We start from the raw sequence: 14,085 nt of genomic DNA, 5'->3' as shown, positions 1-14,085 counted from the left end.
CCATCATTCTTATTCGGCTGATTCCACGGCTGCGAGCATTCGCACCACGTCCACCGTTTCCGCCACATCATGGACGCGCAATATACGCGCGCCTTTCACCAATGCCAGTGCAGCCAGTGCCAAACCGCCATACAGACGCTCACCCACGGGGCGATTCAATGCATGGCCGATCATGCTTTTGCGCGAAACGCCCACCAATAGCGGCCGCCCCAACGCATGCAGGGCTTCCATATGCTTGAACAAGCTTAGATTGTGCTGCAGGGTTTTGGCGAAGCCGAAGCCCGGATCAAGAATGATCCGCTCGGCCGGAATGCCTGCCTCCTCGCACTGAACCATGCGTTCGGCAAGAAACTCACCCACTTCCCGGGTGACATCCTGATAACGCGGATCATCCTGCATATCGCCAGGCTCGCCGAGCATGTGCATCAGGCACACGGGCAATCCCGTGGCCGCCGCCGCATCAAGCGCGCCATCCCGCCGTAGCGAACGAACGTCGTTGATCAAGCCAGCACCCAAACGCGCTGTTTCGCGCATGACCGCCGGAGTGGACGTATCGACCGATATGACCACATCCAGTTCGCGATTGATAAGCTCGACCACGGGAGCGACACGCTCCAGCTCCTCCAACGGAGAAACCGCCCGCGCGCCCGGGCGGGTCGACTCGCCGCCCACATCGATCAGCGTTGCACCCGCCGCAACCATGGCTTCGGCATGACGCAAGGCCGCGTCGAGCCGGCTGTATCGGCCACCGTCGGAAAAAGAATCAGGAGTGACATTGAGAATGCCCATGACATGCGTCCGGGCCAAATCAAGAACCCGGTTGCCGCAAGGCAACCGGGTCAGGGACTGTACAGAAGTCATTTCAAACCTTAAACGTCGGCAGCCGGACCGCCAATCGGTGTTTCCGGACGCTCGCCCTGAATGACAGGCGGTGTGCCAGTACCGGTGCCGCCCGACCAATCGCGAGGCTCGCGAGGTGTACGACCAGCCATGATGTCGTCGATCTGCTCGGCATCGATCGTCTCGTACTTCATCAGTGCATCCGCCATGGCATCGAGCTTGTCGCGGTTGTCCGTGAGGATCTGTTTGGCCGTGCCGTAGCACTGATCGATGATGCTGCGTACTTCAGAGTCGATCAGCTTGGCTGTCTCACCGGAGAAGCTGGCATTCTGACCGCCACCGCCGCGACCGAGGAATACTTCCCCCTCTTCTTCGGCGTACATCAACGGACCGAGTTTTTCCGACAGACCCCACTTGGTCACCATGTTCCGCGCAATCTGACTCGCACGCATGATGTCGTTGGAAGCACCAGTCGTCACACCGTCAAAGCCCAAAGTCATCTCTTCAGCAATACGGCCGCCGTACAGCGAGCAGATCTGACTGATCAGCGCACGCTTGGACAGGCTGTAACGATCTTCTTCCGGCAGAAACATGGTCACACCCAACGCACGACCGCGAGGGATGATCGACACCTTGTAGACCGGATCATGCTCGGGCACGACGCGACCGACAATGGCGTGGCCTGCTTCGTGATAAGCGGTGTTCTGCTTTTCCTTCTCGGACATGACCATGGATTTGCGCTCGGCGCCCATCATGATCTTGTCTTTGGCCAGTTCGAATTCTTTCATTTCGACGATGCGCTTGCCGGCACGGGCAGCGAACAGCGAAGCCTCGTTGACCAGGTTCGCCAGGTCGGCGCCGGAGAAACCCGGAGTACCACGTGCGATAACAGCCGGAGCAACATCATCACCCATTGGCACTTTACGCATGTGAACCTTGAGGATCTGCTCGCGACCACGGATGTCCGGCAAGCCGACCACCACCTGACGGTCGAAACGACCCGGACGCAGCAAAGCAGGGTCCAGCACGTCAGGACGGTTAGTCGCGGCGATGACGATGATGCCGTCGTTCATTTCGAAACCGTCCATCTCCACCAGTAACTGGTTGAGAGTCTGTTCGCGCTCGTCGTGACCGCCGCCCATACCGGCGCCACGATGGCGACCAACGGCGTCAATCTCGTCGATGAAGATGATGCATGGTGCGTGTTTCTTGGCCTGTTCGAACATGTCACGAACGCGGCTGGCACCGACACCGACGAACATTTCGACGAAGTCGGAACCGGAAATGGTGAAGAACGGCACCTTGGCTTCGCCGGCAATCGCCTTGGCCAGCAAGGTTTTACCGGTACCCGGAGGACCAACCATCAGCACGCCGCGAGGAATGCGGCCACCCAGGCGCTGGAACTTGCCCGGATCACGGAGGAACTCGACCAGTTCGCCCACTTCTTCCTTGGCTTCGTCGCAACCGGCAACGTCAGCCAGTGTGGTTTTCACCTGATCTTCGGACAGCAGACGCGCCTTGCTCTTGCCGAAGCTCATCGGCCCGCCCTTGCCGCCAGCGCCGCCCTGCATCTGGCGCATGAAGAACATGAACACCGCGATGATCACCAGGATCGGGAAGCTGGCTACCAGAAGCTGGGTCCAGATACTTTGCTGCTCAGGCTGCTTGCCTTCGACCACAACGTGGTTGTCGACCAGGTCGCCGATCAAGCCATTGTCCTGGATTGCCGGACGAATGGTCTTGAAGCTGTCGCCATCGTTGCGCTTGCCGGTAATCACGTAGCCGTCGACGGCCACGCGCTCGACCTTGCCATCCTTGACCTGCTGGATGAAGTCGGAATAGTTGAGGGTCTGCGGCTCGTTAGGGCTGGAGAAGTTGTTCATCACCGTCACCAGGACTGCCGCGATGATCAACCACAGGATCAGATTCTTTGCCATATCGTTCAATTAACTACCCTCTGAAGCAAGCTCCGCTACTGGCGCGCGCTTCGCATGATATTCACCGGCCTAACTTACTACATTACCTACAGCTCTGGCAGGCGCCGTCTGTAACCCTTTGTGAAACACTTTCTACACAATATTCGCTTATGCGCGCGGGGCGAAATACGAAAAACCTATCACCCCGCCAAAAAACCTCGTTTTACTCGCTACGACCGCGGTAGCCCCATGCCAGCATATATTGCTCACGAGAGCTGCCACGAGAGGAGTCCGGCTTGATCATCTGGATCTTGTCGAACTTCTTGCGAGCATCCTTCAGGTAGACATCGAACCCTTCGCCCTGAAAAATCTTGATCACGAAATTGCCACCCGGCTTGAGTATCCGTTCCGCCAGATCAAGCGCCAGCTCGCAAAGGAACATGGCTTTTGGCATATCCACTTCAGGCGTACCACTCATATTGGGGGCCATATCGGAAATCACAAGGTCCACCTGCGAATTACCCACAGCCTCAAGGATCTGAGCGAGCACTGCATCCTCGGTGAAGTCACCCTGGATGAAAGTCACGTCCGGGATGCTGTCCATTTCCAGGATGTCCGAGGCGATCAGTCGCCCCTGACCACCGATCAGCCGGCTGGTGACCTGCGACCAGCCGCCAGGCGCCGCGCCCAGGTCGACGACGTTCATGCCCGGACGGATCAGTTTGTATTTCTCCTGGATCTCCAGAAGCTTGTAACTCGCACGCGAGCGGTAGCCATCCTTCTGCGCTTGCTTCACATAGGGATCATTGACATGTCTTTTCAGCCAACCAAGGCTTGTCTTGGAACGCGCCATTGGGCACCTCGTTGATTAGGGTCGTGATTAATTGGGCGGATCCACGAGCCCTCGGGTAAAATGGCCGCCATTTTACAGAATCCAGACGAAAGGGTCAGATTATGCCGCTCACTCCAGAGCAGAAGAAACAGTACAAATCCATTGGTCACCACCTGAAACCAGTTCTGACTGTGGCTGACAACGGTTTGACTGAGGGTGTTTTAGCCGAACTCGAACGCGCATTGGCAGATCACGAGCTGATCAAGATCAAGCTCAACATCCTCGATCGCGAGGCGCGCCTGGCGTCCGTTGCAGAGCTGTGCAAGACCGGCAAGGCCGATCTGGTTCAAGTCATCGGCAAGATGGCACTGATTTACCGCAAGAACTTCAGCGTCAACAAGCAACTGTCGAACGTCCATCGCTTCAAGTGATGGCAAGGGTCAAGGGTGTGCTTCGCGCACCCTGCCACTCCATCCCGGCACCGGCTGCAATACCAGCACCAACCCGGAAAAACCCAACACAAGAAAGCTGAACACCTGCCAGCGCTGCGCATCCGGCCAGCCGACACGCACTGCGACAAACATCGCACACGCATACAACGCCATCAGCAACACCTGCCCGCGAAAATCCCGCCATAGACTGGCAAGGCCCACGGCCTGTACCAGCACCAAAGCCTGAAATATCACGCACGCGACGGCAAAACCCACTACCGCCACTTCAAACGTACTTGCAACCTCATCGATCAACAGCGGAGCCAGGCCAATCTGACCCAGCACCGGCCGCAGACCGAGGTGTACCAGCCACAGGCCACCGACCCACAACATCTGGGCCAGTTGCCAGAGCATCGCGCCCGCACGCAACGGGCGCCCACCCTCAGATGTGACGGACTTCGACAATCTCGTACTCGATATCGCCACCTGGCGTTTTCACGACGACCGTATCGCCCTCTTCCTTGGCAATCAAGGCGCGGGCGATTGGCGAACCTACCGAAATCTTGCCGAGCTTGATGTCCGCTTCGTCCTCACCCACGATCTGGTAAGTGACGCTTTCATCAGTCTCGACGTTGGCGATTTCGACGGTGGTGCCGAAAATCACTTTGCCGGTGTGCGGAATGGTCGTCACATCAATGATCACCGCGTTCTGCAGACGACCTTCGATATCACGGATCCGTGCCTCGACCATGCCTTGCTGTTCGCGGGCGGCATGGTATTCAGCGTTTTCCTTCAAATCACCCAACTCGCGGGCCGTACCGATGTCCTGGCTGAGCTTCGGACGAACGACCTTGGTCAGGTGAGCATGCTCTTCTTCCAGGGCCTTGGAGCCCTGGACGGTCATTGGGTATTTATTCATGCCTTCAATCCTGCGTGTAGATCCTGCAAGCGGCGTACGGTCTTCTCGGGACCGAACTTCAGCGCTTCACAGATAGCTTCGCCAGCAGCAATGGTGGTGGTGCAGTAAATCTTGTGCTGCAAGGCGTTACGGCGAATGGAATAGGAATCGGCGATCGATTGACGACCTTCGGTGGTGTTGATGATCAGAGTGACTTCGTCATTCTTGATCATGTCGACCACATGCGGACGCCCCTCGGTCACCTTGTTCACGCGACGCACTTTCAGACCTGCGGCTTCGATCAACTTGGCAGTGCCGGCGGTGGCGACGACTTCGAAGCCCAAGTTGATCAGATCACGGGCCACGCCTGCAACCAGTGGCTTGTCATCATCGCGGACGCTGATGAACGCGGTACCGCCGGTCGGCAGCACTTCGCTGGCGCCCATCTGGGCTTTGGCGAAGGCTTCGCCGAAGGTGTCGCCGACGCCCATCACTTCACCGGTGGACTTCATCTCAGGGCCGAGGATCGGGTCAACGCCAGGGAATTTGGCGAACGGGAACACCGCCTCTTTCACGCTGTAGAAGTTCGGAATGATTTCCTTGGTGAAGCCGATTTCCTTCAGGGTTTTACCGGCCATCACACGAGCCGCGACCATGGCCAGGGAAATCCCGATGCACTTGGACACGAAAGGCACGGTACGGGAAGCGCGCGGGTTGACTTCGATGACGTAGATGTCTTCGCCTTGCAGCGCCAACTGAACGTTCATCAGGCCGACCACACCCAGTTCCAGGGCCATTTTCTTGACCTGTTCGCGCATTTCGTCCTGGATGTGCGCCGGCAGCGAATACGGCGGCAGCGAGCACGCGGAGTCACCGGAGTGAACGCCCGCCTGTTCGATGTGCTGCATGATCGCGCCGATCACGACGTCCTTGCCGTCGCAGACCGCATCCACGTCCATCTCGATGGCGCAGTTGAGGAAGTGGTCGAGCAGCACCGGGCTGTCGTTCGACACTTGCACCGCGTCACGCAGGTAACGCTTGAGCTCTTCTTCCTTGTAGACGATTTCCATCGCCCGACCGCCCAGTACGTAGGACGGACGCACCACCAGCGGGTAACCGATCTTCGCAGCGGCGCGAACAGCTTCGTCTTCGCTGCGCACGGTGGCGTTTGGCGGCTGACGCAGGTTCAGGCGCTCGACCATTTGCTGGAAGCGCTCACGGTCTTCGGCGCGGTCGATGGCATCAGGGCTGGTGCCGATGATCGGCACGCCGGCTGCTTCCAGGGCGCGAGCCAGCTTCAGAGGCGTCTGGCCGCCGTACTGGACGATCACGCCTTTCGGCTTCTCGACGCGGCAGATTTCCAGGACGTCTTCCAGGGTCACCGGCTCGAAGTACAGACGGTCGGAAGTGTCGTAGTCAGTGGAAACGGTTTCCGGGTTGCAGTTGACCATGATGGTCTCGTAACCGTCATCGCGCAGCGCCAGTGCCGCGTGAACGCAGCAGTAGTCGAACTCGATGCCCTGACCGATACGGTTCGGGCCACCGCCGAGGATGATGATCTTGTCGCGACCGGACGGCGCGGCTTCGCACTCTTCCTCGTAGGTCGAGTACAGGTAGGCGGTGTCGGTGGCGAACTCGGCCGCGCAAGTGTCGACGCGTTTGTAGACCGGGAACACTTCCAGTTTGTGGCGGTGAGTGCGCAGGTTCTTCTCGGTGACGCCCAGCAGCTTGGCCAGACGCTGGTCGGAGAAACCCTTGCGCTTGAGCTTATACATCAGATCGCGGTCGATAGCGGACAGACCGAGGGTCTTGACCTTCTCTTCGTCCTTGATCAGATCTTCGATCTGCACCAGGAACCACGGATCGATCATGTTCATGCCGAAGATTTCTTCGACGGTCATGCCGGCGCGGAAGGCGTCCGCCACGTACCAGATACGCTCGGCGCCCGGCACGGTCAGCTCGCGCTTGAGCACGCTCATGCTTTCCGGGTTGCTCAGGTCGACTTTCTCGTCCAGACCGCAAACACCCACTTCCAGACCGCGCAGGGCTTTCTGCAGGGATTCCTGGAAGGTACGGCCGATGGCCATGACTTCACCGACCGACTTCATCTGAGTGGTCAGGCGCGCGTCAGCGTTGGCGAACTTCTCGAAAGCGAAGCGCGGCAGCTTGGTCACGACGTAGTCGATGGACGGCTCGAAGGACGCCGGGGTACGGCCGCCGGTGATGTCGTTCTGCAATTCGTCGAGGGTGTAACCGACGGCCAGCTTGGCCGCGATCTTGGCGATCGGGAAACCGGTGGCTTTCGAGGCCAGAGCCGACGAGCGGGATACACGCGGGTTCATCTCGATCACGACCATGCGGCCGGTGTCCGGGCAGATACCGAACTGAACGTTGGAACCACCGGTCTCGACGCCGATCTCACGCAGTACCGCCAGCGAGGCGTTACGCAGGATCTGGTATTCCTTGTCGGTCAGGGTCTGAGCCGGGGCAACAGTGATCGAGTCACCGGTGTGCACGCCCATCGGGTCGAAGTTTTCGATCGAGCAGACGATGATGCAGTTGTCCTTTTTGTCGCGGACAACTTCCATTTCATATTCTTTCCAGCCGATCAGCGATTCGTCGATCAGCAGCTCTTTGGTTGGCGACAGGTCCAGACCACGGGCGCAGATTTCTTCGAACTCTTCACGGTTGTAAGCGATACCGCCACCGGTGCCGCCCATGGTGAAGGACGGACGAATGATGCACGGGAAGCCCAGGCGCTCGAGCACCGCGTTGGCTTCTTCCATGCTGTGGGCGATACCCGAACGCGGGCATTCCAGGCCGATGGCTTTCATCGCCTTGTCGAAACGCGAGCGGTCTTCAGCCTTGTCGATGGTGTCGGCGTTGGCGCCGATCATCTCTACGCCGAACTTCTCCAGAACGCCTTCGCGCTCCAGGTCCAGGGCGCAGTTCAGAGCAGTCTGGCCGCCCATGGTTGGCAGCACGGCATCCGGACGCTCTTTTTCGATGATCTTGGCAACGGTCTGCCACTTGATCGGCTCGATGTAGGTGGCGTCGGCCATGTCCGGGTCGGTCATGATGGTGGCCGGGTTGGAGTTCACCAGGATGACGCGGTAACCCTCTTCGCGCAGGGCTTTACAGGCCTGGGCGCCGGAGTAGTCGAATTCGCAGGCCTGGCCGATAACGATCGGGCCAGCGCCGAGAATCAGGATGCTTTTAATGTCTGTACGTTTTGGCATGGGTTTGTCACTCAAATCCGCAGGTCAGTCGGCAAGCCGTCTTGATCGATTTCTGAAGTCCCGAGGGGGCCGCCGGTTCCGGGGCCGCCCTCGAGGGGCTTCTCGCTACAGTCTCAAGGCGAGCGCTTAGCGTCGCTTGGCCATCTCGTTGATGAAGCGGTCAAACAGGGGGGCCACATCGTTCGGGCCCGGGCTCGCTTCAGGGTGACCCTGGAAGCTGAACGCGCTCTTGTCGGTACGCTCGATGCCTTGCAAAGTGCCGTCGAACAGCGATTTATGGATCGCGCGGACGTTGGCTGGCAGGGTCGCTTCGTCAACCGCGAAACCGTGGTTCTGGCTGGTGATCATCACGACGCCAGTGTCCAGATCCTGAACCGGGTGGTTGGCACCGTGGTGGCCGTGGCCCATTTTCAGGGTCTTGGCGCCAGAGGCCAGAGCCAGCAGCTGGTGACCGAGGCAGATGCCGAAGACCGGAATTTCGGTTTCCAGCACTTCCTTGATGGCCTTGATCGCGTAGTCGCAAGGCTCCGGGTCACCAGGGCCGTTGGACAGGAACACGCCGTCCGGCTTCAGTGCGAGCACGTCGGCAGCCGGGGTTTGCGCCGGAACCACGGTCACGCGGCAACCGCGCTCGACCAGCATGCGCAGGATGTTTACCTTGACGCCGTAGTCGTAGGCAACCACGTGGTATGGCAGCTCGGAGGCTTCGATGGTCGCGTGGCTGTCGGTTTTCAGATCCCAGACAGTGGAGCGCCATTCGTATTGGGTCTTGGTGCTGACGACTTTCGCCAGGTCCATGCCCTTCAGGCCCGGGAAACCTTGCGCAGCGGCGATGGCCGCCTCTTCGGAAATGTTGTCGCCGGCCATGATGCAGCCGTTCTGTGCGCCTTTTTCACGCAGGATGCGGGTCAGGCGGCGGGTGTCGATACCGGCGATCGCCACAACATTATTGGCTTTCAGGTAATCGGACAGGGACATCGTGTTACGCCAGTTGCTCGCTACCAGCGGCAGGTCACGGATGACCAGACCAGCGGACCAGACGCGGTCGGACTCGGCGTCTTCCGGCGTCGTGCCGGTGTTGCCGATGTGCGGGTAAGTCAGGGTAACGATCTGTTGGGCGTAGGAAGGATCGGTAAGGATTTCCTGATAGCCGGTCATTGCGGTGTTGAACACCACCTCACCAACGGTCTGACCGTCGGCTCCAATGGCTTCGCCGCGAAAAATGCTGCCATCAGCAAGGGCGAGTATGGCTGGCTTAGTCAAGAAGACCTCCCGTAAATAACGCATGAAAGGGCAATCGCAGGTTGTAAAAAAGCGGAGTGACGTATGGACACGTCACCCCGCTTCTTCACTGAATTATTCTGCGCGCTTTTAGTGGACACACTAAAGCTGTAGCTTACAGAAAAAGGGATTTTTGGTCTACCGCCAATGAGCCTGAAAGGCCGGAGAATGCGACAGGGCGTCGCTCAGCGGATTGAAACCGGCACAAACAGGGCGTTTGCGCCGGATTCATAACATCTCAATGCAGGTCGAGCACGTCCTGCATGTCGTACAAACCAGGCTCGCGAGCATCCAGCCACAACGCCGCACGCACCGCGCCCTTGGCAAACGTCATGCGACTCGAAGCCTTGTGCGTGATCTCCAGACGTTCGCCTTCACAGGCAAACAGCACCGTGTGATCACCCACCACATCACCACCGCGAACAGTGGCGAAGCCGATGGTCTCACGCTCACGGGCACCGGTGTGGCCTTCACGACCATAGACCGCAACCTTCTGCAGATCACGATCCAGCGCATTGGCGATCACTTCACCCATGCGCAGGGCCGTGCCCGATGGCGCATCGATCTTGTGGCGGTGATGGGCCTCAATGATTTCGATGTCCGCATCTTCCGCCAACACCCGTGCCGCCATGTCGAGCAGCTTCAGCGAAAGGTTGACGCCGACACTGAAGTTGGCGGCGAACACGATCGGAATATCCTTGCCCGCCTCGGCCAGCAACTGCTTCTGCGCAGCATCCAGCCCGGTCGTGCCGATCACCATCGCCTTGCCGGCCTTGCGGCAGAAGGCCAGGTTTTTCAGCATCACTTCCGGCAAGGTGAAGTCGATCAACACATCGAACTCTTCCGCCACCGACTCCAGATTCCCGGACAGCGGCACGCCGATTCGACCGAGCGAAGCCAGCTCACCGGCATCCACACCGATCAGCGTACTGCCAGGGCGGACAATCGCAGCCGTCAAACCGGTCAGCGGCGCGCGCTGCTGCACCGCCTCGACCAGAATCTTGCCCATGCGCCCGGCAGCGCCCATCACAGCTATACGTCGCATGCCGACTCCTTACAGATCGCCGAAGAAGCGTTTCACACCGTCGAACCAACCGGTGGTTTTCGGGGAGTGGCTGTTGTCGTCCGCCAGGGAACTGCGGAACTCTTCCAGCAATTCACGCTGACGACGGTTCAGATTGACCGGCGTCTCGACGGCCACACGACACATCAGGTCGCCCGCACCACCGCCACGCACTGGCGCAACACCTTTACCGCGTACGCGGAACTGCTTGCCGGTCTGTGTCCCTTCCGGAATCTTCAATTTGACGCGACCGTCGAGGGTCGGAATTTCCAGCTCGCCACCCAGGGCCGCGTCGACAAAGCTGATCGGCACTTCGCAGAACAGGTGCTTGCCGTCGCGTTGGAAGATGTCGTGTTCGCGGACGTTGATCACCACGTACAGGTCGCCGGTCGGACCACCCTGAGTGCCCGCTTCGCCTTCGCCGGACAGACGAATGCGGTCACCAGTGTCGACACCGGCCGGCACTTTGACGGAGAGGGTTTTGTACTCTTCGACGCGACCGTCGCCGTGGCAGGAATCGCACGGATCGGAAATGATCTTGCCCTGGCCATGACAGCGCGGGCAGGTCTGCTGCACCGAGAAGAAGCCTTGCTGCATACGCACCTGACCGATGCCGCCGCAAGTCGGGCAAGTCGATGGCGACGAGCCTTTCTTGGCGCCCGAACCGTCGCATGGTTTGCAATTGACCAGCGTCGGAACGCGGATATTCACGGTCGTACCGCGTACCGCTTCTTCCAGGTTCAGCTCGAGGGTGTAACGCAAATCGCTGCCGCGCTGAGCGCCGCCACGGGAACCGCCGCGACCGCCACCGAAGAAGTCACTGAAGACATCACCGAAGATGTCGGAGAAGTTCTGACCGCCGAAGCCTGCACCGCCGCCACCCATGCTCGGGTCGACGCCGGCATGACCGTACTGATCGTACGCTGCACGCTTGCTGGAATCGGACAGCACTTCGTAGGCTTCGTTGGCCTCCTTGAACAGATCTTCCGACGCCTTGTCACCGGGATTACGGTCCGGGTGGTGCTTCATCGCCAGACGGCGATAGGCCTTTTTCAGGTCCGCTTCGCTTGAGCCGCGCTCAACACCCAACACTTCGTAATAGTCACGCTTAGCCATAAGTTCTTCATACTCTTGAGGACGTTCGGCAAATCCCTCCTGAGCTTCGCCAAACTCGTTGAGCCCCAATACAGGCCCGGACCCAACTCACGTCAATTCAACGATCCTGGTCTTTGGTTCATGCGGTATTTACGGCGCGAAAAGCAGGAGCATTCCCGGCCATACCGCCAGCACCCTGGGGCGGACTGAATGACTTGTTCGTTAGGCAATTTCGATGCCTGAGCACCATACCCTGCGTTGCTGCTCCTCCCCATAGCGCGCTATGAGTCGTCGCAGCGCCTTGGTTATGGAGCCCAGTCATCTGAACTTGCTCTAACGAACAAGTCACTCAATCCGCCGTTGTCGCATGCTGTAAAAATTCGCGTATTCCAGATACGCCAACGCGGGAGCAAGCTCCCGCGCGGCGACATCCTACCAGTCACCGCCGCAAGGCAGTCAACCGGGCGACCAACAAACTTACTTGTGGTCTTTGACTTCTTCGAACTCGGCATCGACAACATCGTCAGCCTTTTCAGCTTTCTCGTCGTGCGGTGCCGCGCCTTCAGGCTGAGCCTGTTCGGCGTACATCTTCTGAGCAACCGGCGCAGAGACTTTCGACAGCTCTTCAACCTTGGCGTCGATGGCAGCCTTGTCGTCGCCTTTGACGGCAGCTTCCAGGGCAACCACGGCCGCTTCGATTGCAGTCTTCTCTTCTGCAGTCACTTTGTCGCCAGCGTCAGCGATCATCTTGCGAGTCGAGTGAACCAGTGCATCACCCTGGTTACGGGCAGCGGCCAGCTCTTCGAACTTGCGGTCTTCCTCGGCGTTCAGCTCGGCGTCGCGCACCATTTTCTGGATTTCTTCATCCGACAGACCAGAGTTAGCCTTGATGGTGATCTTCTGCTCTTTGCCGGTCGCCTTGTCCTTCGCACCTACGTGCAGGATGCCGTTGGCGTCGATGTCGAAGGTCACTTCGATCTGCGGAACACCACGTGGAGCCGGTGGAATGTCGGCCAGATCGAACTTGCCCAGGGACTTGTTCTGTGCGGCTTGCTTGCGCTCGCCTTGCAGGACGTGAATGGTCACGGCGCCCTGGTTGTCGTCGGCGGTCGAGAACACTTGCGATTTCTTGGTAGGAATCGTGGTGTTTTTCTCGATCAGCGCGGTCATCACGCCACCCATGGTTTCGATACCCAGGGTCAGCGGGCTGACGTCAAGCAGCAGAACGTCTTTCACGTCACCGGCCAGAACGGCGCCCTGGATCGCAGCACCCATGGCAACAGCTTCGTCCGGGTTCACGTCTTTACGTGCTTCTTTACCGAAGAAATCGGTAACTGCCTTCTGCACCAGTGGCATACGAGTCTGACCACCAACCAGAATGACGTCGTCAATTTTGCTGACGTCGATACCGGCGTCCTTCAGAGCAATACGGCATGGCTCGATGGTACGGTTCACCAGATCTTCGACCAGCGACTCGAGCTTGGCACGAGAGATCTTCACGTTCAGGTGCTTAGGACCAGTCGCGTCTGCTGTGATGTACGGCAGGTTGACGTCGGTCGACTGCGAAGAAGACAGCTCGATCTTGGCTTTCTCAGCGGCTTCTTTCAGACGCTGCAAGGCCAGAGGATCGTTCTTCAGGTCCATGCCGGACTCTTTCTTGAACTCGTCGACGAGGTAGTCGATCAGGCGCATGTCGAAGTCTTCACCACCCAGGAAGGTGTCACCGTTGGTGGCCAGCACTTCGAACTGGTGCTCGCCGTCAACTTCAGCGATTTCGATCACGGAAACGTCGAAAGTACCACCACCCAGGTCGTAAACGATCACGGTGTGATCGCCCTTGGCCTTGTCCATGCCATAAGCCAGAGCGGCTGCGGTTGGTTCGTTGATGATACGTTTTACGTCCAGACCGGCGATGCGACCAGCATCTTTAGTCGCCTGACGCTGACTGTCGTTGAAGTAGGCCGGAACGGTGATCACCGCTTCGGTCACCGCTTCGCCGAGGTAGTCTTCGGCGGTCTTCTTCATCTTTTTCAGGACTTCGGCGCTGATTTGCGGCGGAGCCATCTGCTTGCCGGAAGCCTCGACCCAGGCGTCACCGTTGTTGGCCTTGACGATCTTGTAAGGCACCAGCTTGATGTCTTTCTGTACAACTTCTTCGTCGAAGCGGCGGCCAATCAGGCGCTTCACTGCGAACAGTGTGTTGTGCGGGTTGGTCACAGCCTGACGCTTGGCGGACTGACCTACCAGAATTTCACCATCATTGGCGTAAGCGATGATCGACGGCGTTGTACGCGCGCCTTCGGCGTTCTCAATAACTTTGGCCACGCCGTTTTCCAGCACGGAGACGCAGGAGTTGGTAGTCCCCAGGTCGATACCGATAATTTTGCCCATGTTCACTCTCCCGAAACTTTGGATTTTTTGCCGCAGCAGTGGTGGCTAACTGCGGTAATACTTAAACGCTTGACTTCTAAATGGGGGCCTTGCGGCTAA

At 58.8% G+C, this 14,085-nt stretch carries 11 protein-coding genes; 1 reads left to right on the top strand and 10 read right to left on the bottom strand.

Translation table 11 applies throughout. The features are described 5' to 3' along the window. Window positions 1-9 precede the first annotated feature (9 nt). From folP to rlmE, 3 genes are all read right to left on the bottom strand, one after another. A complete protein-coding gene (gene folP / locus PDR5_RS03930; RefSeq protein WP_064593339.1) occupies window positions 10-861 on the bottom strand; it encodes a dihydropteroate synthase in 852 nt (283 codons plus the stop codon). 8 nt (window positions 862-869) lie between these two features. Beyond that, window positions 870-2,777, bottom strand: coding sequence for an ATP-dependent zinc metalloprotease FtsH (gene ftsH, locus PDR5_RS03925; RefSeq protein ID WP_011332403.1), 1,908 nt, complete (start codon window positions 2,775-2,777; stop codon window positions 870-872). Between the two features lie 202 nt (window positions 2,778-2,979). Beyond that, window positions 2,980-3,609 (bottom strand): 23S rRNA (uridine(2552)-2'-O)-methyltransferase RlmE, encoded by a 630-nt coding sequence (gene rlmE, locus PDR5_RS03920; protein ID WP_007953751.1) that lies wholly within the window; start codon window positions 3,607-3,609, stop codon window positions 2,980-2,982. 101 nt (window positions 3,610-3,710) lie between these two features. Between rlmE and PDR5_RS03915 the strand changes: the two genes are divergently transcribed. After that, window positions 3,711-4,019 carry a YhbY family RNA-binding protein gene (locus tag PDR5_RS03915; protein ID WP_007953753.1) on the top strand — a complete coding sequence of 103 codons (309 nt, stop codon included), beginning with the start codon at window positions 3,711-3,713 and terminating at the stop codon, window positions 4,017-4,019. Between the two features lie 9 nt (window positions 4,020-4,028). Here PDR5_RS03915 and PDR5_RS03910 read toward each other — a convergent pair whose 3' ends face one another. From PDR5_RS03910 to dnaK, 7 genes are all read right to left on the bottom strand, one after another. Continuing rightward, a complete protein-coding gene (locus tag PDR5_RS03910; protein ID WP_064593338.1) occupies window positions 4,029-4,433 on the bottom strand; it encodes a hypothetical protein in 405 nt (134 codons plus the stop codon). Between the two features lie 28 nt (window positions 4,434-4,461). Beyond that, window positions 4,462-4,938, bottom strand: a complete 477-nt coding sequence (gene greA, locus PDR5_RS03905; protein WP_007953757.1) for a transcription elongation factor GreA — start codon at window positions 4,936-4,938, stop codon at window positions 4,462-4,464. Next, the gene (gene carB, locus PDR5_RS03900; RefSeq protein ID WP_039769162.1) at window positions 4,935-8,156 is read right to left on the bottom strand and encodes a carbamoyl-phosphate synthase large subunit; all 3,222 of its coding nucleotides are present in this window, start codon (window positions 8,154-8,156) and stop codon (window positions 4,935-4,937) included. Before carB ends, greA begins: the two co-directional genes overlap by 4 nt. A gap of 126 nt (window positions 8,157-8,282) precedes the next feature. Next, the gene (gene carA / locus PDR5_RS03895; RefSeq protein WP_064593337.1) at window positions 8,283-9,419 is read right to left on the bottom strand and encodes a glutamine-hydrolyzing carbamoyl-phosphate synthase small subunit; all 1,137 of its coding nucleotides are present in this window, start codon (window positions 9,417-9,419) and stop codon (window positions 8,283-8,285) included. 256 nt (window positions 9,420-9,675) lie between these two features. Then, complete coding sequence (gene dapB, locus PDR5_RS03890; protein ID WP_007953764.1) at window positions 9,676-10,482, bottom strand: 4-hydroxy-tetrahydrodipicolinate reductase; 807 nt, start codon at window positions 10,480-10,482, stop codon at window positions 9,676-9,678. 9 nt (window positions 10,483-10,491) lie between these two features. Next, window positions 10,492-11,616, bottom strand: a complete 1,125-nt coding sequence (gene dnaJ, locus PDR5_RS03885) for a molecular chaperone DnaJ (protein WP_039769159.1) — start codon at window positions 11,614-11,616, stop codon at window positions 10,492-10,494. A gap of 456 nt (window positions 11,617-12,072) precedes the next feature. Next, a complete protein-coding gene (gene dnaK / locus PDR5_RS03880; RefSeq protein ID WP_064593336.1) occupies window positions 12,073-13,986 on the bottom strand; it encodes a molecular chaperone DnaK in 1,914 nt (637 codons plus the stop codon). Window positions 13,987-14,085: the final 99 nt, after the last annotated feature.

The sequence above is a fragment of the Pseudomonas sp. DR 5-09 genome (assembly GCF_001655595.1).
In the GTDB taxonomy this organism is placed as follows: Bacteria; Pseudomonadota; Gammaproteobacteria; order Pseudomonadales; family Pseudomonadaceae; genus Aquipseudomonas; species Aquipseudomonas pharyngis.
Note: the sequence above shows the minus strand (reverse complement) of the source record. Positions and strands in the feature narration are given on the sequence as shown.

Coding starts and splice junctions, on each gene's coding strand:
- PDR5_RS03915 (WP_007953753.1), top strand. CDS start 3,711: ATGCCGCTCACTCCAGAGCAGAAGAAACAGTACAAATCCATTGGTCAC.
- PDR5_RS03910 (WP_064593338.1), bottom strand. CDS start 4,433: ATGCTCTGGCAACTGGCCCAGATGTTGTGGGTCGGTGGCCTGTGGCTG.
- rlmE (WP_007953751.1), bottom strand. CDS start 3,609: ATGGCGCGTTCCAAGACAAGCCTTGGTTGGCTGAAAAGACATGTCAAT.
- folP (WP_064593339.1), bottom strand. CDS start 861: ATGACTTCTGTACAGTCCCTGACCCGGTTGCCTTGCGGCAACCGGGTT.
- greA (WP_007953757.1), bottom strand. CDS start 4,938: ATGAATAAATACCCAATGACCGTCCAGGGCTCCAAGGCCCTGGAAGAA.
- dnaK (WP_064593336.1), bottom strand. CDS start 13,986: ATGGGCAAAATTATCGGTATCGACCTGGGGACTACCAACTCCTGCGTC.
- dapB (WP_007953764.1), bottom strand. CDS start 10,482: ATGCGACGTATAGCTGTGATGGGCGCTGCCGGGCGCATGGGCAAGATT.
- ftsH (WP_011332403.1), bottom strand. CDS start 2,777: ATGGCAAAGAATCTGATCCTGTGGTTGATCATCGCGGCAGTCCTGGTG.
- dnaJ (WP_039769159.1), bottom strand. CDS start 11,616: ATGGCTAAGCGTGACTATTACGAAGTGTTGGGTGTTGAGCGCGGCTCA.
- carB (WP_039769162.1), bottom strand. CDS start 8,156: ATGCCAAAACGTACAGACATTAAAAGCATCCTGATTCTCGGCGCTGGC.